Origin of the sequence: Mycobacterium fragae (genome assembly GCF_002102185.1) — a bacterium.
Taxonomy (GTDB): domain Bacteria; phylum Actinomycetota; class Actinomycetes; order Mycobacteriales; family Mycobacteriaceae; genus Mycobacterium; species Mycobacterium fragae.
In genome coordinates this window covers 712,421-737,341 of the sequence record NZ_LQOW01000031.1, presented here as the reverse complement: position 1 = coordinate 737,341, position 24,921 = coordinate 712,421, and the positions used below count along the sequence as shown (strand labels likewise).

General features: G+C 65.8%; 30 protein-coding genes. 15 read left to right on the top strand and 15 right to left on the bottom strand.

The window, feature by feature from the left end; translation table 11 throughout:
• Nucleotides 1-725 (bottom strand): DUF222 domain-containing protein (locus AWC06_RS21890; RefSeq protein ID WP_139820170.1); only part of this gene is annotated, 725 nt, incomplete at its 3' end.
• 372 nt (nt 726-1,097) lie between these two features.
• On the bottom strand, nt 1,098-2,351 hold the full coding sequence (locus AWC06_RS21885) for an alpha-hydroxy acid oxidase (RefSeq protein WP_085200033.1): 1,254 nt from the start codon (nt 2,349-2,351) through the stop codon (nt 1,098-1,100).
• On the opposite strand from AWC06_RS21885, the gene AWC06_RS21880 reads away from it, so the two are divergent.
• Nucleotides 2,350-2,781 (top strand): DUF1810 domain-containing protein, encoded by a 432-nt coding sequence (locus AWC06_RS21880; RefSeq protein WP_085200032.1) that lies wholly within the window; start codon nt 2,350-2,352, stop codon nt 2,779-2,781. The genes AWC06_RS21885 and AWC06_RS21880 overlap by 2 nt on opposite strands.
• Here the strand turns inward: AWC06_RS21880 and AWC06_RS21875 are convergent.
• Genes AWC06_RS21875 through AWC06_RS21860 form a run of 4 tightly spaced genes read right to left on the bottom strand, consistent with a single transcriptional unit; the run spans nt 2,774 to nt 5,638 of the window.
• Complete coding sequence (locus tag AWC06_RS21875; protein WP_085200031.1) at nt 2,774-4,027, bottom strand: alpha-amylase family glycosyl hydrolase; 1,254 nt, start codon at nt 4,025-4,027, stop codon at nt 2,774-2,776. The genes AWC06_RS21880 and AWC06_RS21875 overlap by 8 nt on opposite strands.
• A complete protein-coding gene (locus tag AWC06_RS21870) occupies nt 4,024-4,503 on the bottom strand; it encodes a nucleoside deaminase (RefSeq protein ID WP_085200030.1) in 480 nt (159 codons plus the stop codon). The genes AWC06_RS21875 and AWC06_RS21870 overlap by 4 nt, the downstream gene beginning before the upstream one ends.
• Nucleotides 4,504-4,514: 11 nt before the next feature.
• Nucleotides 4,515-5,054, bottom strand: a complete 540-nt coding sequence (locus AWC06_RS21865; RefSeq protein WP_085200029.1) for an alkyl hydroperoxide reductase — start codon at nt 5,052-5,054, stop codon at nt 4,515-4,517.
• Nucleotides 5,054-5,638 (bottom strand): peroxiredoxin, encoded by a 585-nt coding sequence (locus AWC06_RS21860; protein ID WP_085200028.1) that lies wholly within the window; start codon nt 5,636-5,638, stop codon nt 5,054-5,056. Before AWC06_RS21860 ends, AWC06_RS21865 begins: the two co-directional genes overlap by 1 nt.
• 105 nt (nt 5,639-5,743) lie before the next feature.
• Here AWC06_RS21860 and AWC06_RS21855 point away from each other — a divergent pair, with 105 nt between their 5' ends.
• From AWC06_RS21855 to AWC06_RS21840, 4 genes are read left to right on the top strand one after another with little or no spacing between them, the layout of a single operon-like run.
• Nucleotides 5,744-6,679 (top strand): hydrogen peroxide-inducible genes activator, encoded by a 936-nt coding sequence (locus AWC06_RS21855; RefSeq protein ID WP_085200027.1) that lies wholly within the window; start codon nt 5,744-5,746, stop codon nt 6,677-6,679.
• Nucleotides 6,680-6,728: 49 nt separating this feature from the next.
• Nucleotides 6,729-7,355, top strand: coding sequence for a PaaI family thioesterase (locus tag AWC06_RS21850; protein WP_085200026.1), 627 nt, complete (start codon nt 6,729-6,731; stop codon nt 7,353-7,355).
• A 2-nt stretch (nt 7,356-7,357) separates the two neighbouring features.
• Nucleotides 7,358-8,065, top strand: coding sequence for a hypothetical protein (locus AWC06_RS21845; protein ID WP_085200025.1), 708 nt, complete (start codon nt 7,358-7,360; stop codon nt 8,063-8,065).
• An 8-nt stretch (nt 8,066-8,073) separates the two neighbouring features.
• Complete coding sequence (locus AWC06_RS21840; RefSeq protein WP_085200125.1) at nt 8,074-8,832, top strand: enoyl-CoA hydratase/isomerase family protein; 759 nt, start codon at nt 8,074-8,076, stop codon at nt 8,830-8,832.
• 5 nt (nt 8,833-8,837) lie between these two features.
• Here the strand turns inward: AWC06_RS21840 and AWC06_RS21835 are convergent, their stop codons facing one another.
• On the bottom strand, nt 8,838-9,023 hold the full coding sequence (locus AWC06_RS21835) for a (2Fe-2S)-binding protein (protein ID WP_085200024.1): 186 nt from the start codon (nt 9,021-9,023) through the stop codon (nt 8,838-8,840).
• A 273-nt stretch (nt 9,024-9,296) separates the two neighbouring features.
• On the opposite strand from AWC06_RS21835, the gene bfr reads away from it, so the two are divergent.
• Genes bfr through AWC06_RS21800 form a run of 7 tightly spaced genes read left to right on the top strand, consistent with a single transcriptional unit; the run spans nt 9,297 to nt 16,157 of the window.
• Nucleotides 9,297-9,779, top strand: a complete 483-nt coding sequence (bfr, locus tag AWC06_RS21830; protein ID WP_085200023.1) for a bacterioferritin — start codon at nt 9,297-9,299, stop codon at nt 9,777-9,779.
• An 8-nt stretch (nt 9,780-9,787) separates the two neighbouring features.
• Nucleotides 9,788-11,902, top strand: coding sequence for an MDR family MFS transporter (locus AWC06_RS21825; protein WP_085200124.1), 2,115 nt, complete (start codon nt 9,788-9,790; stop codon nt 11,900-11,902).
• Nucleotides 11,877-12,371 (top strand): carboxymuconolactone decarboxylase family protein, encoded by a 495-nt coding sequence (locus tag AWC06_RS21820; protein ID WP_085200022.1) that lies wholly within the window; start codon nt 11,877-11,879, stop codon nt 12,369-12,371. The genes AWC06_RS21825 and AWC06_RS21820 overlap by 26 nt, the downstream gene beginning before the upstream one ends.
• Nucleotides 12,372-12,381: 10 nt before the next feature.
• Nucleotides 12,382-13,734 (top strand): type I glutamate--ammonia ligase, encoded by a 1,353-nt coding sequence (locus AWC06_RS21815; RefSeq protein WP_085200021.1) that lies wholly within the window; start codon nt 12,382-12,384, stop codon nt 13,732-13,734.
• A 2-nt stretch (nt 13,735-13,736) separates the two neighbouring features.
• Nucleotides 13,737-14,852: an amidohydrolase family protein gene (locus AWC06_RS21810; protein WP_139820188.1), complete on the top strand. Its 1,116-nt coding sequence runs from the start codon at nt 13,737-13,739 to the stop codon at nt 14,850-14,852.
• A gap of 31 nt (nt 14,853-14,883) precedes the next feature.
• Nucleotides 14,884-15,717 carry a lysophospholipid acyltransferase family protein gene (locus tag AWC06_RS21805; protein WP_085200019.1) on the top strand — a complete coding sequence of 278 codons (834 nt, stop codon included), beginning with the start codon at nt 14,884-14,886 and terminating at the stop codon, nt 15,715-15,717.
• Nucleotides 15,717-16,157, top strand: a complete 441-nt coding sequence (locus AWC06_RS21800; RefSeq protein ID WP_085200018.1) for an SRPBCC family protein — start codon at nt 15,717-15,719, stop codon at nt 16,155-16,157. Before AWC06_RS21805 ends, AWC06_RS21800 begins: the two co-directional genes overlap by 1 nt.
• Here AWC06_RS21800 and AWC06_RS21795 read toward each other — a convergent pair.
• Nucleotides 16,154-16,597: a nuclear transport factor 2 family protein gene (locus AWC06_RS21795; RefSeq protein ID WP_085200123.1), complete on the bottom strand. Its 444-nt coding sequence runs from the start codon at nt 16,595-16,597 to the stop codon at nt 16,154-16,156. The two genes, AWC06_RS21800 and AWC06_RS21795, sit on opposite strands and share 4 nt — an antisense overlap.
• A 231-nt stretch (nt 16,598-16,828) precedes the next feature.
• Here AWC06_RS21795 and AWC06_RS21790 point away from each other — a divergent pair, with 231 nt between their 5' ends.
• Nucleotides 16,829-18,592, top strand: a complete 1,764-nt coding sequence (locus tag AWC06_RS21790; protein WP_227371191.1) for a CocE/NonD family hydrolase — start codon at nt 16,829-16,831, stop codon at nt 18,590-18,592.
• A gap of 16 nt (nt 18,593-18,608) precedes the next feature.
• On the opposite strand, the gene AWC06_RS21785 is transcribed toward AWC06_RS21790, so the two are convergent.
• The 5 genes from AWC06_RS21785 to AWC06_RS21765 are packed head-to-tail and all read right to left on the bottom strand — an operon-like array spanning nt 18,609 to nt 22,208.
• Nucleotides 18,609-19,913, bottom strand: a complete 1,305-nt coding sequence (locus AWC06_RS21785) for a cytochrome P450 (protein ID WP_372458200.1) — start codon at nt 19,911-19,913, stop codon at nt 18,609-18,611.
• A gap of 41 nt (nt 19,914-19,954) precedes the next feature.
• Nucleotides 19,955-20,458, bottom strand: a complete 504-nt coding sequence (locus tag AWC06_RS21780; RefSeq protein ID WP_085200016.1) for a nuclear transport factor 2-like protein — start codon at nt 20,456-20,458, stop codon at nt 19,955-19,957.
• The gene (locus AWC06_RS21775; protein WP_085200015.1) at nt 20,455-21,294 is read right to left on the bottom strand and encodes an SDR family oxidoreductase; all 840 of its coding nucleotides are present in this window, start codon (nt 21,292-21,294) and stop codon (nt 20,455-20,457) included. The genes AWC06_RS21780 and AWC06_RS21775 overlap by 4 nt, the downstream gene beginning before the upstream one ends.
• Nucleotides 21,291-21,746 carry an SRPBCC family protein gene (locus tag AWC06_RS21770; protein WP_139820169.1) on the bottom strand — a complete coding sequence of 152 codons (456 nt, stop codon included), beginning with the start codon at nt 21,744-21,746 and terminating at the stop codon, nt 21,291-21,293. The genes AWC06_RS21775 and AWC06_RS21770 overlap by 4 nt, the downstream gene beginning before the upstream one ends.
• Nucleotides 21,747-21,779: 33 nt before the next feature.
• Nucleotides 21,780-22,208 (bottom strand): DUF6188 family protein, encoded by a 429-nt coding sequence (locus AWC06_RS21765; protein WP_085200013.1) that lies wholly within the window; start codon nt 22,206-22,208, stop codon nt 21,780-21,782.
• Between the two features lie 255 nt (nt 22,209-22,463).
• On the opposite strand from AWC06_RS21765, the gene AWC06_RS21760 reads away from it, so the two are divergent.
• Nucleotides 22,464-22,853 carry a hypothetical protein gene (locus AWC06_RS21760; protein ID WP_085200121.1) on the top strand — a complete coding sequence of 130 codons (390 nt, stop codon included), beginning with the start codon at nt 22,464-22,466 and terminating at the stop codon, nt 22,851-22,853.
• Between the two features lie 65 nt (nt 22,854-22,918).
• Entirely contained in the window at nt 22,919-23,428 is a 510-nt protein-coding gene (locus AWC06_RS21755; protein ID WP_227371192.1) for a hypothetical protein, read from the top strand.
• Between the two features lie 11 nt (nt 23,429-23,439).
• Here AWC06_RS21755 and AWC06_RS21750 read toward each other — a convergent pair whose 3' ends face one another.
• The gene (locus AWC06_RS21750; RefSeq protein ID WP_085200011.1) at nt 23,440-23,673 is read right to left on the bottom strand and encodes a DUF1918 domain-containing protein; all 234 of its coding nucleotides are present in this window, start codon (nt 23,671-23,673) and stop codon (nt 23,440-23,442) included.
• Nucleotides 23,674-23,797: 124 nt separating this feature from the next.
• A complete protein-coding gene (ag85B, locus tag AWC06_RS21745) occupies nt 23,798-24,778 on the bottom strand; it encodes a diacylglycerol acyltransferase/mycolyltransferase Ag85B (RefSeq protein ID WP_085200010.1) in 981 nt (326 codons plus the stop codon).
• Between the last annotated feature and the right edge of the window lie 143 nt (nt 24,779-24,921).

The following is a 24,921-nucleotide window of genomic DNA, read 5'->3' as shown; positions in this document are numbered from 1 at the left end:
CGGCGCTGATCACGACTGCGCGGATCATGCTCACACACCGTGCCCGCCAACGCATCCAAGCGCTTATCCAACGCATGCGCATCCACGGTGAACAGACTCCCGTGGATCTCCGAGATCGCGCCTTCGGCCACATCCCCGATCCACACCTCGCGATCAGCATGGCGCTCCTTACGCCGGCGCACGGCGTCCGCGTCGGCCCTGGCCACGATCTTGTCCACCTGACCGGCCAGCCGATCACGAGTCATCGACGGCCAGCGCGGCACCTTGAGGGCCAGCTCGGCATCCACCGCCGCCAGCACATCGCGATCGGTGATCAAATCGGTGCGATACACCATCGTGGCGAACATCCGAAAATCAATATCACCGGACTTGAAGACCTCACCCACCTTGGGTAGCTGCTCGCGCAGGGCCCGGGCATAGCGCAACCGGCTGCCCGCCAGCGCCTGACTAATCCGCAACGCCGCGGCCACCTCAGCCGCCACCGCCTCCTCGGTATCGACGGCCCACTCCTCGGCATCCGAGCACGACAACCGGTAGGCGAACAATTCCCCAATCGCCACCAACTGCGCAGCAGCAGCCCGGTTCTCCGCGCGCGACGACGAGCAGATCCGACCCACCATGGCGGCGGACTCCGGCGTCGTCGATGGATGGCGCCGCTCAAACATGTCATCGAAGCGAGCGATCACCTCCGGCGACGGCACAGAACCGCTATCTGCTTCGAACATGTGTTCGAGTCTAGCAGCCTGCACTGACTCAACCTTTTTGGCAGGGTCGCGTTATCCACATCGCGGCCATCGCTGAAGCCGAACGCCTCCTTTGACTTCGATGACCTGCGCGGACCGCAGCGTGATGGACATCGTCGATGCCGCCGAGACCGTCATCGGCCACGCACCCGCACCCTGGCCGTAGTCTCCGGTAACGGTCCCTGCTTTCAGGGCCAGACTTTCCAAACCGCCTTCGACGGGCGACGACCCTCTACTGCGCCACGTGCGCACCCGCGTCAAATCCCCGCAGACCAACGGTGTCGTCGAATGCTTCTTCGGCACCCTCAAATACATCGACGGCAAAACTCACCCCAAAGCTGCCAACTTCTTGACTCAAGACAAGCCCGGTACGACAGGACCCAGCCGCCGCAATTGCGTGACGTGTTTGGGCGACAGTTCCTCGAGGCAGGTGACGCCGAGCAGCCGCATGGTGCGGGTGAGCTGCCCGGACAGGATCTCGATGGCACGACCAACGCCCGCCTCGCCGCCGGCCATCAGCCCGTACAGGTAAGCCCGTCCGACCAGCGTGCAGCGCGCCCCCAGGGCGATCGCGGCGACGATATCCGCTCCGGACATGATCCCGGTGTCGAGCAGAATCTCGGTATCAGCACCGAGCTCGCGCGCGACAACTGGCAACAGATGAAACGGCACCGGCGCACGGTCGAGTTGGCGACCACCATGGTTGGACAAGACGATGCCGTCGACACCGAGATCGGCCGCCGCTCGGGCGTCGTCGAGTGTCTGAATCCCCTTGACGACGAGCTTGCACGGCCACTGGGTCTTGATCCACGCCAAGTCGGCGAAGGTGACGCTGGGATCGAACATGGTATCCAGGTATTCGCCCACGGTGCCCGACCAACGGTCCAAAGACGCGAACGCCAGCGGCTCGGTGGTCAGCAGGTCGAACCACCAACGGGGGTGCCGTGAAGCGTCGAGCACGGTGCGCAGCGTCAACGCCGGCGGTATCGACATCCCGTTGCGGGTGTCGCGCAGCCGCGCGCCGGCGACCGGGACGTCAACGGTGACCAGCAGTGTGTCGAATCCGGCATCGGCGGCTCGTTGTACCAATGCCATCGAGCGGTCCCGATCGCGCCACATGTATAGCTGAAACCATTTGCGGCCCTGGGGGATAGCGGATGCAACGTCTTCGATCGACGCGGTACCAAGCGTGGATAGCGAAAACGGGATGCCGGCCGCCGCCGCCACCCGCGCACCGGCGATCTCGCCCTCGGTGTGCATCAACCGGGTAAAGCCGGTCGGGGCGATCGCGAACGGCAGCGCTATCGGCTGACCCAGCACCTCCCAACCGGTCCGGACATTGGTGACATTGCGCAGGACCCCGGGGTGAAACTCGATGTCACGAAAGGCTTGCCGCGCACGATCCAGCGAGATCTCGTCTTCGGCTGCGCCGTCGGTGTAATCGAAGGCGGCCTTGGGTGTCCGCCGCATGGCGATGCGGCGCAGGTCGCCAATGGTCAAAGCGGCATCGAGTCGGCGCCGGGTGCTACTGAGTCGCGGTCTGCGGAACCGGATCAGCGGCGCGAGATCGCGGACTTTGGGCACTCGTCTGTGCAACCGTGTTGGCATGGACTCTGCAACCGACCCCTTCGATCTGCAGCGCTTCGTCGACGCGCAGGCCGCCGTCTACCACACCGTAGTCGAGGAGCTGCGTGCCGGGCGCAAACGCAGCCATTGGATCTGGTTCATCTTCCCGCAGATCGCCGGACTGGGCAGCAGCCCGACAGCCGCCCGGTATGCGATTTCCTCACTCGAGGAAGCCAAGGCGTATCTGAACCACGACGTGCTGGGACCGCGCTTGCACGAATGCGCGCAACTGGTCAACCACATCCAAGGCCGCTCGGTCAACGAGATTTTCGGCTCGCCCGACGATCTCAAGGTGCGCTCGTCGATGACGTTGTTCGCCCATGCCACCGACGACAACGGGGATTTCGTTGCCCTGCTGGACAAGTACTACGGCGGCGAAGAAGATTCGCTGACCGTCGAGCGGCTCAAATAGGCTGCAAGATCCGCCAGCCGTGCGGCTCGATTGTCACCGCGTCGACGACCTCCTGCGGCGGTGCCCCCGACCCGGCGATGATCTGCGCGTGCGGCAGGCTCATCTGCAACGGCGACTCCGCGATGTTCAGCGCGACGATCAACGCGTCGTCGCCGTGCTGCGTCCGATAGACGTAGTGCCGGTTGTCCAGCCGCAGCGCGGTCGTCGATGCCCCGAAAAGCCATGGGTGTCGACGGCGGAACCCGATCAGGTATTGGTACAGCGACCACACTCGTGCACCATGCTCGTCCACGGGCACTGGGGGAGAACCGAATTCGGGCCGAATCGCGTCGTCGCCGCCGAACCGCTCCTCCTTGACCCCGAGGTAGCCGAGTTCGTCGCCGGCGTACACGCTGGGAACGCCGCCGACGGTCATGAGCAGCACCAGTGCGTGGGCCAGGTGGTCAGAGTTCTCTAACCGGCTGGCGATCCGAGTGACATCGTGATTGCCGATGAATGTCAGCGGCGGGAAGCTCTCCACAAACCCGTTGTGCCGCTGCAGTGCCCAGTCCAGTTCGTAGAAGTTGCCGTCATTGAGGCCGCTCCAGATCGCCTTCCACAGCTCGTATTGGGTAACCGAATCGAAGCCGGCCTCACTGACGACCGCCGCGTAGTCGCCGTGGATGAGCTCCCCGACGAACCATGCTTCGGGATGCATTTCGCGGACCCTGGGCAGCACCGCGGACCAAAATCGCTGTGGCACAGCATATGCCGCATCGAGGCGCCAGCCGTCGGCACCTCGTCGCAACCAATAACCCATGACGTCGACGACATAGTCGGCGACTTCCGGGTTGTCGTGGTTCAGGGTGGTGAGATCGCCGTGGCCTTCGAACGTGTGCTCCCGAAACCACCCCTCATGATTACGGGGGAAGTCGGGGCCGACGTGGTTGAAGACACCGTCGAGCAGGACACGTAACCCATGTCGATGCGCTTCGCCGACGACGTAGTCGAAATCGTCATCGTCACCGAGCCGGGGATCGATCCGGAAGTGGTCGGTGGTGTCGTAACCGTGTGTGCGTGAGGCGAAGACGGGCCCCAGTGCAATCCCCGACGCACCCAGCTCGATGGCGTGGTCGAACCATTCGGCGATCCGGCGCAGCCGATGTTCACTCGGATCCGGTGGCGCATCCGCCGGAAACGCGCCCACAAAACCCAAGGGATAGACCTGCCACCAGATCACGTGCCGAACCCAACCGGGCGCCGTCAAGGCTTGAACCTGGCCTCGTAAAGGGATTTCAGCTCGTCCTCGAATTCCGCCACCGGCCCGTCGACCACCGCCCTGGGCGCCACCGTCGTAATCGGCAACGGCGCCACCGGCGGTATCGGCACATCCCAATCGGCCAGCCATTGCCACAGCTGCGCACCCGACGTGGCGTAGACGATGCGCCCGAGACCGGCCCACGCGTGGGCCGCGGCACACATCGGACAGTGCTCACACGAGGTGTAGACCGTGGTCCGAACACGCTGCACCGGGCGCAAGTTGGCGGTCGCCCAGCGGGCGATAGCGAATTCGGGATGTTGGGTCAGGTCGTTGTCGGTGGTGCGGTTGCGGTCCTCATAGAGGATCCGGCCGTCGGCGCCGACCAGAACCGCGCCGAACGGCGCGCTTCCGCCCTCGAGCGCGGCACGTGCGAGTTCGACACAGCGACGCAGATGTTCGAAGTCGGCCTCGCGGAGAACCACAGAGCGTGAGTCTACGTTCCGGCGGCCGCCAGCGTCTGTGCCGTGGTGATCGCCTGTGCCACACCGGCGACGATGGCGGCTGCCTTCAACGCCTCGAAAATCGCCTCCCGGTCGACGCCGGCTTCACGCAGCGTGTGCTCGTGGGCGGTCACACAGTGCGAGCAGCCGTTGATCGACGACACCGCGAACGACCACAGCTCGAAGTTCGCCTTGTCCACGCCGGGATTGCCGATGATGTTCATGCGTAAGCCCGGACGCAGGTCGTCGTACTGGCCATCGAGGAAGCCGCGGCCACGGTAGAACACGTTGTTCATGCCCATGATCGACGCGGCGCCCAGCGCCGCCTGATAGGCCTCTGCCGAGAGGTAATCGGCCGCTTCAGCGCCAATCTCGGCGAGCACCTGAGTGTTCCGGGTCGCGGCGGCGCTGGCCAGCAGCGTGCCCCACAGCTGTTCCTCGGTCAGCAGGGTACTGCGGCTGATCGTGCCGAGGTTGAGCTTGAGATCCTTGGCGTACTCCGGCAAGGCGGACTTGAGATTCTCGATGCTCATCAGGACGCCTTCAGCAGTTCGCCGGCATCTATGGTCGGGTCGCCCTTGCGCCAGTTGCATGCGCACAGCTCGTCGGACTGCAGCGCATCCAGCACCCGCAGCACCTCGTCGACGTTGCGGCCCACCGAACCCGCGGTCACCGAGACGAATTGGATTTCGTTGTTGGGGTCGACGATGAACGTCACCCGGTCGGCAACGCCGTCGGCATTGAGCGCCCCGGTGGCCTGGACCAGCTCGCGCTTGATGTCCGAGAGCATCGGGAAGGGCAGCGTCTTGAGGTCCTCGTGCTGTGCGCGCCACTGAAAGTGGACGAACTCGCTGTCCACCGAAACGCCCAGCACCTGCGCGTCACGGTCGGCGAACTCGTCGTTCAGCTTGCCGAACGCGGCGATCTCGGTCGGGCACACAAAGGTGAAGTCCTTGGGCCAGAAGAACACCACCCGCCACTTGCCGGGGTGGTCGTCGCTGGAGATGGTCGTGAAGTAGTCCTCGGGCTGCTTGGCGTCGACTTTCGAAAGGTCGCCACCGATCAGCGCGGTGAGCCGGTAGGTGGGGAACTGATCACCGATCGTCAGCAGTGCCATGTCGCTCCTCTATCAAGATTGGATCCAGTCAATTTTGTCTCGCTACCTATGCTGCCCTAACTCGACTTAGAATTAAAGGTGATTTTTCCCACTATACTGATAGGCATGACCGATAAGAGTTATCAGCCGACGATCGCCGGTCTGCGGGCGTTCGTCGCCGTCGCTGAAAAGCAGCACTTCGGCAGTGCCGCAACGACTCTCGGGGTCAGCCAGTCGACGCTCTCGCAAGCGCTGTCGGCGCTGGAAGCCGGCCTTGGCGTCCAGCTGATCGAGCGATCGACCCGTCGGGTCTTTCTGACGGCGGAAGGTCGCGAGCTGCTCCCGCATGCGCAGGCGGTGATCGAGTCGGTGACGGCGTTCACCGCCGCCGCGGCGGGCACCTCGGATCCGCTGCAGGGAACCATCCGGCTGGGGCTGATTCCGACGGTGGCGCCGTACGTCCTGCCGACGGTGTTCGCCGGGCTGACCGACAAGCTGCCCGGCCTGACCTTGCGGGTGATCGAGGACCAGACCGAGCGGCTGCTCACCGCGCTGCGCGAAGGCTCGCTGGATGCTGCGCTGATCGCGTTGCCCGCCGAGGCTGCCGGGGTCACCGAGATCCCGATCTACGACGAAGACTTCGTCCTTGCGCTCCCACCCGGGCATCCTCTGGCGGGCAAGCGACGAGTGCCGCCGGCGGAGCTGGCGCAGCTGCCGCTGCTGCTCCTCGACGAGGGGCACTGCCTGCGTGACCAAGCCCTCGACTTCTGCCGCAAGGCGGGCGTGCGCGCCGAGCTGGCCAATACCCGGGCGGCGTCGCTGGCCACGGCGGTGCAATGCGTGTCAGGCGGACTGGGCGTGACGCTGATCCCGCAGAGCGCGGTGCCCGTCGAGGCGGCCCGCAGCCGGCTCGGACTGGCGCACTTCGCCGCACCGTGCCCCGGGCGCCGTATCGGGCTGGTGATTCGGTCTTCGAGCGGCCGCGAAGGGCCCTACCGTCGGCTGGCCGCCATGATCGGCGAACTGGTCGGCGCCGACCAGCAGGTACGCCCAGCCGGCTAGCGGCACCCCCGCCATCTGCCGCCGCGGTGAACGTGTTCTAGTTTCAGGCATGCTGGACTTCACGCTGGAGAACCTCAGCGCCGAGGACATCGAACGACTTCGAGCCGTCTACGAACCGCTGGCCCAGTCGGTCCGCGAATTGGTCGACGCCACGGTCCGAACCCAAGCCGACGCCGAAGCAGTCGCCGCGGCCAAGGCCGAGATCGACTCCGCCACGGCGCGGTTGCGCAGCCGGCAACTCGACGGGACGTTCGGTGTCCGCTACCTCGCCACCGGTGAGCGGATGGCCTGGGGCAATCCCGTCATCGGTATCCGCAACCCGATTGCCCCGCCGTTGGTGATCCGCCGCGACGCGTCGGGGAAGTCGTACTGCGATTTCCATCTCGGCGCCGCCTACGAGGGACCGCCGGGACACGTGCACGGCGGAGTCGCCGCCCTGGTTCTCGATCACCTGCTGGGCGAGGCCGCCAGCGACGGCGTGAATCCCCGCTTCACCGGAACCATCACCCTCCGCTACCTGCGAGCCACCCGGCTGGGCCGCCTGCATGCCGAGGCGACGACCACCCGCACCGACGGGGTGAAAACCTTCGCCGCCGGTCATCTCGCCGACGATGAGGGCGTCACCGTCGAGGCCGAGGGCGTGTTCATCCTGCCCCGGTGGGCGCGGGAAGGGTAGCGATGGAGAAGGTCATCGCTCTGCTGCAGGCCGCAGACCGCGACGACGACTGGTGTGCCCGCCAGCGCGGGCCGGTCGCCGACGCCATCCTCCGGCTCGGTGTGCCCGGTCTGGCCGTCAATGTGCGCGACGATGCGGTGCGTCATTCCCTGATGACGCTGACCACGCTCGACCCGCCCGTTGCCGCCGTGGTGAGCCTGTGGACCCAGCAATGCTATGGCGACCAGATCGCGGCCGCGCTCGACCTGCTCAAGACCGAGTGCGACCAGCTGGCCGCATACCTGGTCACCGAGTCGGTTCCGGTGCCGGCGCCGCTCGAACTCGGCAGCAGGACAACGGGTTTGGCGAACATCGCGCTGCTGCGCCGACCGGAGACGCTGGATTACGCGAGCTGGCTGAATCGTTGGCAGGGCGACCACACCACGGTCGCGATCGAGACGCAATCCATCTTCGGCTACACCCAAAACGCGGTGGTGCGCGCGCTCACGCCGGATGCGCCGGCCCTGGCCGGCATTGTCGAGGAATTGTTCCCGGCCGAGGCGATCACCGACCTGAAGGCCTTCTTCGGAGCCGCCGACGACGACGACCTGCAGCACCGGCTGAGCAGAATGGTCGCCAGCACATCGGCGTTCGGCGCCAACGAGAACATCGACACCGTGCCCACCAGCCGCTACGTACTCAAAACTCCGTTCTCTGCGTTCGAGAGGTGAAGCCGCCCGTGATACTGCAGCTCCAAGACGACAACAGGGTGCGGACCCTGACCTTGAACCGGCCCGAAGCGCTCAACGCCTTCAACGAAGCGCTCTACGAGGCCACTACCGCCGCACTGATCGCCGCGGCCGACAACCCCGAGGTGTCCGTCGTGTTGCTGACCGGCGCCGGCCGCGCCTTCAGCGCGGGTAACGACCTCAAGGAAATGCAGCAGCGCATCAGCGATCCGCAATTGGCGAACCAGGGATCGCACTTCACCACGATGATCGAGGCGCTGAGCCGGTTTCCAAAGCCGCTGATCTGCGCGGTAAACGGCGTCGGGGTAGGGATCGGGGCAACCATCCTCGGCTATGCGGACCTGGCGTTCATGTCGTCGACGGCCCGGCTGAAATGCCCGTTCACCAGCCTGGGCGTCGCACCGGAAGCGGCGTCGTCATTTCTGCTGCCGCAATTGGTGGGCCGGCAGAACGCCGCCTGGCTCCTGATGTCCTCGGAGTGGGTGGACGCCGCCGAGGCCCTGCGGATGGGCCTGGTCTGGAAGGTGTGCGAGCCGTCGGATCTGCTGCCGGAGGCGCGGCGCCACGCCGAAATCCTTGCCTCGCGGCCGATTTCGAGCCTGATGGCGGTCAAGCACACCATCGTCGAGCCGATCCTTCCCGAGATCGCGGAGGCAACTGCCCGCGAAAACGCGCATTTCGCGGAGCTGATGGGCGGGCAAGCCAATGCCGATGCGCTGGCGAATTTCACCAGTCGGCGAGGGAGCTGAATGCTTTAGCGCGAAGCGCTGGCTTCGAACTGGTTGGCCGAAGCGATGATGGCCCGGAGCGTGCGCCGGCAACGTCCGCAGTCAGCGCCGGCTCCGCACGCCGCCGCGACCTCCTTGGAGGTGGACGCCCCGCTCGCGACGGCGTCGGACACCGTTTGGCTGGTGGCGCCAACACACAGGCATACGTACATCAACGAACCTCTGCCAGGCCGGTCTCCGACGACTCAACGGGTCGCATGTTAGTAGAGTCTAACCTAAGTCGGTTAGCCGAGTCTAACCTAACTAACCGGTGACCGGACCGGCCTGCTCGCCGGGCGACGCGCCGATACTGCACCAAACACCACGCCGATCGTCGGCTCCTGGACTAGATTCGAGCTTGTCACGGCTCGGTGGCGTTCCAGCCCAACCCACCGGCAACAGCCTGATGCAGCCCGACACCTGCCAGCCCTCAACAAGGAGCGATCATGCAAGGTGATCCCGATGTTTTGCGCCTGCTGAACGAGCAGCTGACCAGTGAGCTCACCGCGATCAATCAATACTTTCTGCATTCCAAGATGCAGGAGAACTGGGGGTTCACCGAGCTGGCGAAACGCACCCGCGAAGAGTCGTTCGATGAGATGCGGCATGCGGAAATGGTCACCGACCGGATTCTGCTGCTGGACGGATTGCCCAACTATCAGCGCATCGGGTCATTGCGCGTCGGGCAAACGCTGCGCGAGCAGTTCGAGAGCGATCTGGCCCTGGAATTCGAGGTGGTCGACCGTCTCAAACCGGCGATCATCCTGTGCCGGGAGAAGCACGACACGACCAGCGCCAACATTTTCGAGAAGATCGTGGCCGACGAGGAAGACCACATCGACTACCTGCAAACGCAGCTGGAGCTGATGGACAAGCTGGGCGAGCAGCTCTATGCCGCGCAGTGCGTCGCCCGACCGCCGACGACCTGACCCGCCGCGTGCCGAGCGCCCCGCCGGCTGCCGTCGCCGACACCGAGTCCACCAGCACGCTGATCAGTCCGCAGCGACGCAATTTCATCTTCGTCGCGATCATGCTGGGAATGCTGCTGGCGGCATTGGACCAGACAATCGTCGCGACCGCGCTGCCGACGATCGTCGCCGACCTGGGTGGAGCGGGCCATCAGTCGTGGGTGGTCACCAGTTATCTGTTGGCCTCGACCATCATCACCGCTCTGGTCGGCAGGCTCGGTGATCTGTTCGGCCGCAAGTTGGTGTTCCAGGCGGCCGTCGTGTTCTTTCTGGCCGGGTCGGTGCTGTGCGGGGTGGCGCAGTCGATGATCATGCTGGTGGCATCGCGGGCGCTGCAGGGCGTCGGGGGCGGCGCCATCACCGTCACGGCCACCGCATTGATCGGTGAAGTCATCCCGTTGCGCGAGCGCGGCCGCTATCAGGGCGCCTTGGGCGCGGTGTTCGGGGTGACCACGGTGATCGGGCCGCTGCTGGGCGGCTACTTCACCGACCACCTCACCTGGCGCTGGGCCTTCTGGATCAACGTGCCGGTCGGCGTCGCGGTCTTTTTCGTTGCGGCCGCGGCGATCCCGGCGCTGGCCGCCCGCACAAGACCGGTCATCGACTACACCGGCATCCTGTTCGTCGGTTTAGGGGCCGCCGGGCTGACATTGGCCACCAGCTGGGGCGGCACCACCTACCCGTGGGGATCGGCGATGATCGTCGGGCTGTTCGTCGGCTCCGCGCTGGCGCTCGGCGTCTTCGTCTGGGTGGAGAGCCGGGTGCCCGCGCCGATCCTGCCGACCCGGCTCTTCGGCAGCCCGGTGTTCACAGTGTGTTGTGTGCTGTCCTTCGTGGTCGGGTTCGCCATGTTGGGCGCGTTGACCTTCCTGCCGACCTACATGCAATTCGTCGACGGGGTTTCGGCGACGACGTCGGGACTGCGCACGCTGCCGATGGTGGCCGGCATGCTGACCACCTCGATGGGCAGTGGCGTGCTGGTCGGCCGCACCGGCCGGTACAAGGTCTTCCCGGTCACCGGGACGGTGGTGATGGCGCTCGCATTTTTGCTGATGTCGCGGATGGGCCCGTCGACATCCGCTGTGCTGCAATCGCTTTACCTGTTGATCCTCGGCGCCGGCATCGGGTTGTGCATGCAGGTGCTCATCCTCATCGTGCAGAACACATCGAGCTACGAGGACCTCGGCGTCGCTACCTCGGGGGTGACGTTCTTCCGCACGATCGGCAGCTCGTTCGGCGCGGCCATATTCGGTTCGCTGTTCACCAACTTCCTGCACAGCCGGATCGGTCCGGCGATAGCGGCAAGCGGTGCGCCGGCGGCGGCCGCCAATTCGCCGGGGGCATTGCATCGGCTGCCGCCTGACCTGGCGGCCCCGATCGTGGGGGCCTATTCGGCGTCGCTCACCCAGGTCTTCCTCTGGGCGGTTCCCGTCGCGCTGGTCGGACTCGTGCTGGCGCTGCTTCTTCGTGAGGTGCCGCTACGGGATATCGGCCGAAACGCCTCCGACCTCGGTGAGGGATTCGGGATGCCGACGACTCAGTCGTCCGACGAGCTTTTGGAGATCGCGATCGGGCGCCTACTGCGGGGCGAACCCGGTATGCGACTGCGCAGCATCGCCATGCGGCCCGATTGCCGCCTCGACGTCGCCGCGCTGTGGGCTCTGCTGCGAATTCACCGCTATCAGCGGGTGTTCGGGGTCGCCCGGCTCACCGACATCGGCGAGCAGCTGGGGGTGCCGTACGAAGTTCTCGAGCCCGTCTTCGAGCGGCTGGTCCGCGGCGGTTACGCGATGCGCGCCATCGACCGGCTGTGGCTTACCCCGTCCGGTATCCGCCAAGTGGACTTCGTGACCTCGCTGATCCGTGAGTGGATCGTGGACAAGCTGACGCGGTCGCCCAGCTTCAAGGGACGGCCCGACCGGGCCCAGGTCGAAGCGGCGCTGGATCGGATCGTCCATCGGCTTGTCGTGCAACGTGATTGGCATGAGGATCGGCGACACTTGGCGGATGTTGTGACCGAAAAGCTTCCGGTGGCAACGCCGGGCGTACCATCTCGCCATGAGCCGAATCGGAACATTCCCTGACGACGACCTGGCCGGCTGGATCCTGAAATCCCCTGAACTCGGTGCTGCGCTCGGTGGGCTCAGCAACGCCGTCTACACCCGTAACCGGCTGCCGCTGCGTACTCGCGAGTTGGCGCGTACCGTCATCGCCCACAACAACGAATGCGAGGTGTGCGTCAACACCCGCGACGCCGATGGGCCGGCGGCAGGCGTGGACGAGGAACTGTACGACCACGCGTTGGAGTGGCGCACCTGGCCGGGGTACAGCGAACAGGAGCGTCTGGCCGCCGAATTCGCCTACCGATTCGCCACCGAGCACACAGTGCTGCGCGACGACGAAGACTTCTGGGCCCGATGCGCGGAACACTTCTCCGAGGAGCTGCTCGCCGACCTCGCCATCTCGTGCGCGCTGTGGCTGGGCATGGGACGGGTGCTGCGCACTTTGGATATCGGCCAATCCTGCAAGTTGACCTTGCCCAGCCGGACATGATCCAACACGCGTGAGCACCACCCCGCTTGCCGCCGCGGCGATCGCTCAGCTGGAGGGCGAGGGGGTGGACGCGGTCATCGGTACGGTGGTCAACCCGGCCGGGCTGATATTGGCCAAGGCCGTGCCGATCCGGCGGACCAACACGTTCGCGGAGCCGGGTCTGGGTGCCAGCCCGGTCTGGCATGCCTTCGCCATCGATCAGAGCGGCATCGCGTTCACCGATCACATCGGCGTCGTCGGCGATCAGCGGATCCGCATCGACCTTTCCGCGTTGCGCATCATCGGCGACGGACTGGCCTGGGCGCCGGGCAGCTTTTTCGAGCAGGACGGCACACCCGTTCCCGAGTGCAGCCGCGGCACGCTGAGCCGCATCGAGGCCGGGCTTGCCGATCACGGCATCTCGGCGGTGATCGGCCACGAAATCGAGTTCGTCCTGGTCAATCCCGACGGGGGCCGGCTGCCGTCCAAGCTGTGGGCGCAGTACGGCTTGGCCGGCGTCCTCGAACACGAGGCATTCGTTCGTGACGTCCTCGCCAGCGCCACCTCCGCCGGGGTAGGAATCGAGCAGTTCCACCCCGAGTACGGAGCCAACCAGTTCGAGATCTCGTTGACGCCGCAGGCACCGGTCGCAGCCGCGGACCAGCTGGTGCTGACCCGGATCATCATCGGCCGTGTCGCCCGCCGTTACGGCCTGCGGGTCAGCCTGTCGCCGATGCCGTTCGTCGGCAGCGCCGGATCCGGTGCCCACCAGCATCTTTCACTGAGCAGGTCGGAAGAGCCGCTGTTCTCCGATGGACCAGGCGCACAAGGCATGACGGCCGACGGCGAGAGCGCTGTGGCCGGGCTGCTGCTCGGCCTGCCGGAGGCCCGAGGCATTCTGTGCGGGTCAATCGTGTCGGCCCTGCGACTGCGAGCGGGCAACTGGGCTGGAGCCTACGCATGCTGGGGGACCGAGAACCGCGAGGCGGCAGTGCGATTCGTACACGGTGGCCCGAGTAACCCCTACGGGGGAAACGTCGAAGTGAAAGTTGTAGACGCATCCGCGAACCCATACTTCGCCTCGGCGACCATCCTCGGCCTGGCGCTGGACGGGATCAAGCAGCATGCCGCGCTGCCTCCGGAAACCACCGTGGACCCGGCCTCGACGGCCGCTTCGGAGCGCGGCCGCGCCGGCTGCACACTGCTGGCCGGTACCCAAGCCGAAGCTATTGCCGCACTTGATAATTCGGAGCGACTACGGCGCATACTCGGCGATCCTGTCGTCGACGTGGTGGTCGCCGTGCGTCGCCTCGAGCACGAGCAATACTCCGACCTCAAACGCGAGCAGCTGGCGGACAAGTTCCGGATGGCCTGGAGCGTATGACAATGCCGCCCGTCGGCTCGGCTCTGGCAAGCCATATCGCCGGGGTGCAGCTGATCGACCAGCATGTCCACGGTTGCTGGCTGACGAAGGGAGACCGGCAGCGGTTCGAGAACAGCCTCAACGAGGCCAACACCGAACCGCTCGCCGACTTCGACACCGCGTTCGACTCGCAACTCGGATTCGCCGTGCGCGCCCACTGCGCGCCGTTGCTCGGATTGCCGAAACATGCTTCGCCTGAGGACTATTGGGGACGCCGCAGTGAGCTCACCGAAATCGAGCTGGGCCGCATCTTTCTACCCGCCGCCGGTGTCAGCGACTGGCTGGTGGACACCGGGCTCGATCATGACGTCGCCGACACGGCGCAGCTTGCCGACATGTCAGGGGGCCGGGCTCTCGAGGTGGTTCGGCTCGAGCAGGTCGCCGAACAGGCCGCGAACACCCCGGGCGACTACGCGTCGGCCTTCGAGGAAATCCTGCACCGCCGCGCAGCGACGGCAGTGGGCACCAAATCCATCCTCGCCTACCGCGGCGGATTCGACGGTGACCTGAGCGAGCCGTCAGCGGCGGAGGTCGCCGCGGCCGCCGACCGATGGCGTGACAGCGGCGGCGTGCGATTACGCGACCGGGTGCTGCTGCGCTTCGGGCTGCACCAGGCAGTGCGGCTGGGCAAACCCTTGCAATTTCACGTGGGCCTCGGTGACCGCGACTGCGATCTGCACAAGGCAAATCCGCTGTATCTACTCGACTTCCTGCGGCAGTCCGGGGATACCCCGGTCGTGCTCCTGCACTGCTACCCCTATGAACGGGAAGCCGGCTATCTGGCCCAGGCGTTCAACAACGTGTATGTGGACGGCGGCCTGTCCGTCAATCATCTCGGGGCGCGGGCTCCGGGGTTCATCGCCCGGCTGTTGGAGCTGGCGCCGTTCCGTAAGATCGTCTACTCGTCGGACGGGTTCGGCCCCGCGGAGCTTCACTTTCTCGGTGCGACGTTGTGGCGCAACGGTATCCGGCAGGTACTCAGCAGCTTTGTGGCCGACGACGAGTGGAGCGAAGCCGACGCGATCCGGGTGGCCGACCTCATCGCGCACGACAACGCCGCTCGTATCTACCATGTTTGACGCCAGCTGACACGGGGTATAGAGGGCGGTTATGGCGAGCGTGGGGGATGTCTTGGAATGGGCCCGCGACCAAGTCGTGTCGCGGGTTCCCAAAGCCGACCTCGACCAGCGGGATCCCGACTACATCCGCGACCAGCTGCCCGGAACGTGGCTGCTGGCGTCGCTGTACTTCCGGGCCGACGTGCGGGGGCTGGACCGGATTCCAGCCGATGGCCCGATCCTGCTTGTCGGTAACCACAGCGGCGGCAACGTGCCGCCCGACACGTTCGTGTTTACGCTCGCGTTCTGCTCCTACTTCGGCGTCGAGCGGCCCTTCTACCAGCTGGCCCACAACCTCGTCGTCTCGGCGCCGCCGCTGGGATGGCTGCGCAAGTTCGGCACCGTCGCCGCCAACCACGAAAACGCCCGGCTGGCATTGGAATCCGGCGCAGCGCTGCTGGTCTATCCCGGCGGGGACTATGAGGTCTTCCGCCCGTCGTGGGAACGTCACACGGTCGACTTCGGCGGCCGCATGGGGTACGTGCGGCTGGCGCGCGAGGCCGGCGTGCCGATCGTGCCGGTCGCGAGCGTCGGCGGCCAGGAGAGCGCGCTGTTCATCAGCCGCGGGCAATGGCTGGCCAAACTGCTGATGACGGATAGGCTGCTGCGGCTCAAGAGCATTCCGATTTCGCTGGCCTTGCCGTGGGGCCTGAACATCAGCGACCTGGCCGGACATCTCCCGCTGCCCGCCAAGATCGCCATCGAGGTGCAAGAGCCCATCGAGGTCGACGGCGATGATCAGGCGGTCCACGACAAGGTGATGGCCAGCCTGCAGGGCGGGGTCGACCGGCTCGCCGCCGAGCGTCGATTCCCGGTGATCGGCTGATGCGCGTCGAACGTCGCTGTGTGATCGACGCCGACCGCGACGCCGTCTGGAAGATCGTCAGCGATCCCGACTGCTACCCGGAGTTCATGACCAGCCTGGAGCGCTGGGAAAACGCCAGCGAGCAACGTGCCGGCGTCGGGGCGCGCTACACCGTGCACTGGAAGATCGGCTCCGTGCCGGTCGGCGGTCTGATCGAGGTGGTCGAATTCGACGACCTGCGCGACGTGGCGTGGGTCGGCATCACCGGCGTCAACCTGCGGGGCCGGATCCGGCTGCGCGACGCCGGCGACGGCCGAACAAAGGTGACGTTCCGGCTGTCATATCAAGCGCCCGGCGGGATCCTGGGCTACATCGCAGACCGGGTCGCCGTGCGCCAGGTGGGCCGCACAACGGCCGACACCCTCAAACGCCTCAAGGCGCTCGTCGAGGCCGGCGGCTAGACCAGTCCCGTCGCGTCGAAAATCCACGACGTGTCGGCTGTGGCAAGATCTTCCAACCAGGTCGGCGGCGCCTGGCTGACCATCGAGCCCATGTCCCAATAGTCCTTCCACAGCGTCACTTTGCCGTCTTGGACCCGATGCACCGAAACGAACCGCAGTAACGCGGTCTCACCCGTCGGCCACTTCCAGGTCTCCGAGTGCTCGTACATGACATCGGAGCCGTTGGACACCAGCGTGCCGTCGTGGTTCTCATAGCCCGCCAGCGGCTCGAGCCCGATTTTGAGACGCTTGACGATGTCGTCGGGGCCGCGCGCAGCCGCCGTCGGCCCGACCGGCATGTCCAGGTATATGCAGTCCGCGGACAAGAACGTCTTGACCCCGTCCCAGTCCCGATTCGACAACGCACGCCAAAGGCCCAGCACCTGTTCGTCAACCGACACGGGTGTCAATAGAACCTTGCTGCTGAACACGTGTCAACGACAGGCATCCGTAGAGTCGGCGCAGACGACAACGCACGGGAGGTAGTGATGGCGACGCTGCGACTGAGACGCAGAGCCGCGACCAGAAGGGCCCAAAGGGCTCGTCGAGTCAGCCCGTCACCGCTGGCGCCGTCCTGGTCGCCTGGGCCGGCGACCTACGGGGTCGGGGTGCGCCACAACGTGGCGGTGCCGATGAGCGACGGGGTCGAGCTGCGAGCCGACATTCATTACCCCACCGTGCCCGAGACCGGCGAGCCCGCCGCCGGGCCGTTCCCCGTGCTGCTGTCGGTGACCCCGTACGGCAAGAAAGCTCCGCCGCCGGCCGCCCAGATCGGCGGGGGTGCCACGCGGTATCTGATCAAGCGCGGCTACATCGAAGTCATGGTCGACGTCCGCGGCACCGGCGCATCCGGCGGTTCCTTCGAGATGTTCGGGCACAGGCAGGCACAGGATGGGGTGGAGCTGGTCCAGTGGGCTTCGGCGCTGCCGAACGCCAACGGTCGCGTCGGGATGTTCGGAATCTCCTACCTGGCCATCAACCAGCTGTTCACCGCGGCCGCGGTCGGCCCGGATTCGCCGTTGAAGGCGATCTTCCCGGTGATGGCGGCACGCGACTTCTACCGCGATGCCGCCGCCATGGGAGGGGTGCCGCACCTGCGGACCATCCGGGCGTACAGCGCCATCTACCGGCTGCTCAACGTCGTGAACCCCACCCTGGAACTGCTGTCCAGGGGCGGCCATCCGCGCCCTCGGGCCGGCGGGTTCGCCGCGGTTCGGCAGCGCGGACGCGACCAGCGCCGGTACTTCGGGCCGCTGGTCGCCGATGCCATGGCCGGCGGTGACACCGCCTACGACGGGCCGTTCTGGGATGCGATGCGCCCGGGTGACGTCCTTGGTGACGTCGCCGCCAACGGCGTTGCGGTCTTCCTGGTCGGCGGGTGGCACGACGCCTTCCAGCGCGGGGAGCCGCTGAACTACGCGGCGCTGCAGAACGCGCTGGCCGGGCGGCCGGATGCCGCACCGATGGAACCCGGCCAGCCGGTATCCGAGCGGGTCCGGCTCCTGATGGGCCCCTGGTATCACGTATCGGACTTCGACGGCCTGCGCCTGGCCGAACTGCAGTTGCGCTGGTTCGACCATTGGCTGAAGGACGAGCCGATGGCGGCGGTAACCGGAGCGCCCTTCACGTTCCAGGCCATCGGAAGCACGCAGTGGTTCCACGCCCGCGAATACCCGCTTGCCGCGGCGACGCCGACCCGGTTGTATCTGTCCGACTCGGGCAGGTTGACGCGGGATTGCGCCGGCGAAAAGAGCGAGGCAACCCTCAATTACGCGGCACGAGGTCCGCTGGCCGGTCGCAGCCTGGAGCAGTGGAGCCTCGGGATGAACAGCTTCTTCACCACCCGGCGGGGCAGGCGGATCCGCTACGACGCGGACAACAGTCGCCTGCAGCGCAAGGCGCTGACGTACACGACCGAGCCGTTTACCACCCCGACGCTGGTTGCCGGACCGATCACGCTGACCGTCCACGCGACGGCCAACACAACCGAGACGCTGTGGGTGGCCCACCTCGACGACGTCGCCCCCGACGGAATCAGCCGCCCATTGACCCAAGGCGCGCTGCTCGGTTCACATCGCGCGCTGGACCCGGCCCTTACGTGGTACCTGCCGGACGGCACCGTTCTGCGCCCGCATCACTTCAGCACCCGTTCCGCCGTGCAGCCCGTCGTTCCCGGCGAAGTGACCCGCTACGACGTCGAGATATTTCCGACCGCCGCGTTGATCGCCCCCGACCACCGGCTGCGGCTCACCCTGACCACCTACGACTTTCCGCATCTGGTCCCCACCAAGCCCGCCCGCCGCGCTCTGGTCGGCGGCAGCTACCGGCTCCAGCAGGGCGGGCCGACGCCGTCGCACCTTCTCGTCCCGCTGGCCGACCCGGACCGGGTGACCTGACAAGCGTTTCGGCGGGTTACCGCGCCGCCATCGACCGTGCCGGACCCAGCGCCACCGGCAACGTTGACCAGCCCCGCAGAATCTGGGTGTCGCGCCGGCTGCCCGCACCCGCAGACCGCACCTCGGGGAAGCGGTCGAAGAAGGTGCGCAGGCCGACCTCGCCCTCGGCGCGGGCCAGGGCGGCGCCCAGGCAAAAGTGCCGGCCACCGGAGAACGCGAGGTGTCTGCCGGCGTTGGCGCGTTCGATGTCGAAGCGATGCGGGTCGGCGAATACCGCCGGGTCACGATTGGCTGCGGCAAGATAAATCACCACCAGCTCACCTCGCTTGATGTGCGTACCTGCGATCTCGGTGTCGTTCAACGCGATCCGGGCGGTCAGCTGAACCGGCGACTCCAGCCGGAGGATCTCCTCAACGGCGTTGGGCCACAGCTGCGGTCGCTGAGTGAGGGTCTGTACATGCTCCGGCGCATCCAGCAGCATGCGAATCCCGTTGCCCAGCAGGTTGACGGTGGTCTCGAAGCCGGCAGCCAACACCAGGCCGGCGATTGCCTGAAGTTCTAGCTCATCCAAATATGTTTCCGCAGAACCGTTTTGGGCCTGCTGGATAATCTGGCTCATCAGGTCGTCACCAGGGTTGCGTCGCAGGTGGGCCAGATGCTCAGCAAGCCAGTGGGTAAATCCGGTGATGCCACGCTGCACCCGCCGGTACTGCGGCCACGTCAGCCCGAAATCCAAACTGGGGGCGGCCAGTTCGCCGAACTCCAGAATGTGTGGCCGATCGCGTTCCGGCACTCCCAAGATGTCACTGATGATCGCCACCGGCAGCTGCGAGCAGTAGCGCTCGACGATGTCGACCACACCGGGTTCGGCCGAAAGTTGATCGAGCAGTGTGCGAGCGGTCTGCTCGACGCCGTCCCGGAGCGCGGCGACCGCTCTCGGGGTGAACACCGACGACACGGTCTTTCGGTAGCGGGTGTGCTCCGGCGGCTCCACCGCCAGCAACGACGGTGGCCGCAACGGATGCAGCATCGCGTCACGGGTGCGACGCTCGAGCCAGCGCAGCGGCGCCGGTAGGTTTGACCCGATCGAAAGTACCCGGAAGTCTTCCGAGCGCAGCAGTTCATGCGCGATCCCATGGTCGGCGGTGAGGTGGCCGATACGGGATCGCACCAGGGGACCGCGCGCCCGGACCTCGTCGTAGAAGGACACCGGATCCTGGTGGACAGCCGGATCGGCGATCAACCGGCCTTGCAGGTCACCCCGGCGGGCGCCGATCCGCGCGACGCCGCGGACGAAACCGTGCAGCGTCAGCCAGTTCACCCGTTCCCTGAATCCGATGCCCACGAGAAGCCCCCAACTTGTTAACCGAGTTCCCAGTTCATTCGTTTCGCGAACGCGATCGCATCGTCGCTGGCGGTGCCGAGCACATGGCAGCGCTGCACGTACCCGCGGACCACCGGCAGGAAGTTCATCGGGTTGTAGGCGTCTTCCTCATAACTCCACAAGTTGTCGCCGGCGTATTTCAGGATCGACAGGTTGGGCGCCTGGTGGATGCTGCCGTCGCCCGGATCCCGCATCCGGTTGAGAAACTCGCAGAACACCCAGCCGCGGTCCTCGTCGATGGAATACCAGGACGTCGGGTAAAACGGCATCTCGCTGCCCGGAAACACATTCATCGTGGAGACAATCCAATCCCGGATGTTCTCGCGGCCATGAAAGGTTCCATACATGTGCTCGACGTAGGTGGCGTCCTCGGTGAACTCGTCGGCGAACCGTGACCAGTCCCAACTCGTGCCGATCTGTCCGACCACCTGTTTGTGGTGTTCGAAAGCCGACTCGATCTCAGCGCGCGACCACTTGCTCATGGCTGCTGCAGCTCCGGCAGCAGTCTCGGAAGGGATTTGATGATGCGACCGCGCACCAGCTCCGGACTCAGCCCTTTGAAGCGGTCGATCCAGCGAATGCTTTTCGGCACATACCAATGCAGCCGGGTCGGGTGATGGTAGGCAGCCCAGGCAGTCTCGGCCACGCTGCTGGCCGGCATCAATCGGAACATTCCTTTCTTCGGCGCGCTCGCGGCGACCTCCTCGGCCGACGCCGGCTGCGGGCCGTCCTCAGAGCGGTTGGGCGTCGACGTGAGGATCGCGGTGTCGATCAGTCCGGGCAGCACGTCGGCGACGCGCACCCCGTGACGGCGCCATTCCACGCTGAGCGCCTCGGTCAGCCCCTTCACCCCGTGCTTGGTCGCCGAGTACACCGCCAGCCGCGGCATGCCGTAGGTGCCCGCCGACGACGAGGTGGAAAACATCAAGCTGCCGGGCGATTTCTTGAGGTAGGGCAGGGCGGCGTAGGCGCCGGTGAGCACCGCCTTGAAGTTGATGTCGACGACGCGCATGGCGGCCTCGTAGGGAACATCTTCGAACCAGCCGGATTCCCCGATGCCGGCGTTGTTCCACATCATGTCGAGTCCGCCGCCGTCATTGCCGGCGCAGAAGTCGGCCAGCGCGCCGTCGAGCGCGGCTTTGTCTGTTACGTCGACGACGCGGGTCCACAGCCGCTCGCCGCTCAGCTCCTCGGTCAGCGACGCCAGCCCGTCCGCGTTCCGGTCGACCGCGCCCACTCGCCAGCCATTGGCGTGGAAGAGTTTTGCGCCCTCGCGCCCCATTCCACTGCCGGCGCCGGTGATGAAGACGGACTTCACGCCTCGGCCACATCCTTGATGCGGTGCAGCGTCTTGGTCATGTCGCGGATATTGCGCCGCTGCCGCAGCCAGCCACCGAACAACCAGTAGTACAAGGTGGTGAATGCCGACGAGTGCATCCGGAATGATTCGGTGACGTCGGTGCCGTCACGGGCCGGCGTGAGCTGGTAATGCCAGTTGTTCACCGGGCGGTCGCCGACCAGCACCGCGAACCCGAATTCACGACCCGGCTCGCATGCGGTGACCCGGCAGGTCGTCCAGTACACCGGCCCGATTTCGTTTCGCTTCACATGACCGCGGAACCGCGCGCCGAGAGCGGGCCCGGTCGCGCCGTCGAGCCACTCCGCGTCGAAAACTTCCGGGGAGAACCGCCCGGTGTTACGGACATCCGCGATCAGATTCCAGATCTTGTCCGCGGGTGCCGCCATATGAACCGTCGCCGACCCTTGCATGGGCTGATCCAAGCACGCCCTACGCGTGACGCGCTAGGAATCGTCGGCGGCGTCGGGCATGTCGTGGCGGACCACCCGCACCCTGCCGTGCGGCAGGCATGCCGCGTAGCCGTGGTACTTGCCGTACAGCTCCCACGCGGTGACCTCGTCGTCGGGCGCGACGTCGATCTGGTGTCCGTCCGAGAACTCAAGATGCAGATCTCCGGTGTCGTCCCAGACGACATCCGTGCATGTCTCTCCGGAGAAATCGAAGAGCGGTCGCTCCTGGACGGCCGGGGCGTTCGGGTCGATGGTCACAACCTCGGTCGGTGCGGATGCGGTGGCGGGCAGAGTCAAGCGGAGCGGTACCGAGATGACGAGTTCGTTGTAGTCCTCGAGGTTCAGCACGAGACCGTCACGGAACATGATCCGCTGAACAGCACAGCCCTGAATCCAGTGCTCGATCAATTTCTGGTCGGTCATATATTCACTTTGGCCGCCATTAGTCACGTGCACAAGGGGTGGGTTCGCCGGGCCGCTGATGTGCGATAACACTTGTATCGACGCTGGATCCGCGCTAGCGTTTCGACGTCTTCTATCAGGTTTTACCGCGATCAATACGGAGTGATCATCATCGACGAGTTCAGTGATGCCGTCCACAGCAGCAAGCGGTCCAAGAACGGACCGGATGACGGTGAGGCGCCCGTCATCGTCAGCCTGGTCGAAGCTGCGATGCAGATGTTCACCACAGCGATCGACGCCCTGCCGGACACCAACGACCCAGAGTTTTCCGGACGCGCCGCGGTGATTCTCTCCGGCCTCCGAAAACTGCAGGAGGCGCTCACCAAGGCCGCGTCCCGCGGTAGGGCGACGCCGTCGGTCATCGTCGCACTGAGCGGAGTTCGAACCCGCTACGACGATCTGATGGCCATGGCGGCAGAGGCACCCGGTGCGACGTTGGGCCAGCAGCTATACGTCATTCGCCGGCGCGCCAAGCTGTCGGCGCAGGAAACCGCCAACGGCGCGGGGCTGCGGGCCGATCTTCTCGACGCCATCGAGGCCGATGAGGTCCCGACCGACGAGGAAGCGGCCAAAATCAAGGAACTCATCGCCGCTCTCGGAGGCTGATACTGTCGCCGGGCCGCGGGGAATCGCTGCGCTCGCCGGCTGCCCGGGCACTACTTGCTGTCGCATTGGCAGTCTCACTGCTACTCGGCGGAGCATTTCTGGCGGTAGGCCGGCTCCATTCGTCGCCGGCCGACGTCCTTGACCACCCCAGCCGCACCGCCACCGACGAGCAGACGAGGGCCGAGGTCGTCGAGCAAGCCAAACGCATCGTCATCATCGCTCGGCTTCAGCAGCCGAGCGCGGGCTACCTTCTGATGTCCTGCAAGGACCGCGACGACCCGCCCTATCAGGGCGCGGTCTACATGAACTTCGTCGTGCCCGCCGGCAGCGGCGCCGTCGGCTACATGCAGGCGATCGCGGCGGCCATGGTCGGCCACGGGTGGCATGAGGGCCCACGGCCCAACCAGCATTTGAACGGCAAAACCCTGTCCAAGGACGGCGTCACCGCGATCTTCTATGAAGACATCGATCATCCGAACCACGGAGTCGCGCGTCTTTACGGTCAGTGCCGCGACATGAACAACCACCGCGGTGACACCACCGGATGGGTGAACATCACCGACGAACTGCGGTGAACCTCCTGTTGCTACGCCCGGGTCCGCGACCGGGCGCGGGCGTCGGCAACCTCCAATTCTTCGGAGGTCACCACGAGCGCGTCGGGGCCGGGAAACACCGTCGCCTCATGGCTAGTGGCCAGCCAGCGCACCACGTATGGGGGAGAACCGTCCGCCGAACGCACCTCGGTGATCAATCCACGCTGGTCCGGCTGTGCAATTGTGGTGCCCTTGACTACCAGCCAATCACCAACCTGGGCCTTCATCGCCGTCAACCTTTCCTTCTTGTCGTGCTCGCGTTTCCGATTGTGCGCGCGTCACCCGCGTACGGAAAGGGACAGAAAACTGCGCCTGACGGACAACCGTCAGGCGCAGTCTTGTTCGTCGTTGTCAGCCGTGTGCGCCCAGTGCGCCCTGCAGATCAGGCTTCATCGCGTTCAGCTGGGCACCCCAGTATTCCCAGCTGTGGGTTCCGCCGGGCGGGAAGTTGAACACTGCGTTGTGCCCGCCCGCCGCGTTGTATGCATCCTGGAACTTGATGTTGCTGCTGCGCACGAAGTTCTCCAGGAACTCAGCCGGCATGTTGGCGCCGCCCAACTCGGTTGGGGTGCCGTTACCGCAGTAAATCCACAGGCGGGTGTTGTTGCCGACCAGCTCCGGGATGTGCAGTGACGGATCGTTGCGTTGCCACGCCGGGTCGCTCGACGGGCCCCACATGGCGTCGGGCTTGTATCCACCGGCGTCGCCCATCGCCAGGCCGATCAGCGACGGCCCCATGCCCTGGGAGGGATCCATCAAGGCCGATAGCGAGCCGGCGTAGATGAACTGCCCCGGATGGTAGACGGCCAAAATCAGGGACGACGCCCCCGACATCGAGATGCCCACCGCGGCGCTGCCGTTCGGCTTGACACTCTTGTTGGAGGCCAGGTATCCGGGCAGCTCGCTGGTCAGGAAGGTTTCCCACTTATAGGTCGTGCAACCGGCCTTGCCGCAGGCCGGACCGTACCAGTCGGTGTAGAAGCTGGACTGTCCGCCCACGGGCATGACGATCGCGAGGCCCGACTGGTAGTACCACTCGAACGCAGGGGTGTTGATGTCCCAGCCGTTGTAGTCGTCTTGAGCACGAAGGCCGTCGAGCAAGTAGACGGCCGGCGCGTTGCTACCGCCAGGCTGGAACTGGACCTTGATGTTGCGGCCCATGGCTCCCGACGGCACCTGCAGGTATTCGACCGGAAGACCGGGCCGGGAGAACGCCCCCGCCGTAGCGGTTCCACCCACCAGGCCGATCAGGCCCGGCAGTGCGGCGGCCCCAATCGCGGCGACCGCTAGCCGCCGCACCCAAGCCCGCATCTTTTCGCTGACATGTGTCATACCTGTGCCCCTTGTCGTATGCCGTCGCGGCTCTTGGCAGAACTTACCTTGTGGTAGACCATATGTCGATTAGGACGCAAAGGTGTCTCGATTTTGCAACGGCGCTCCGACCTGCGCGGAGCCGGCGATAGTCGGGCGGCGCT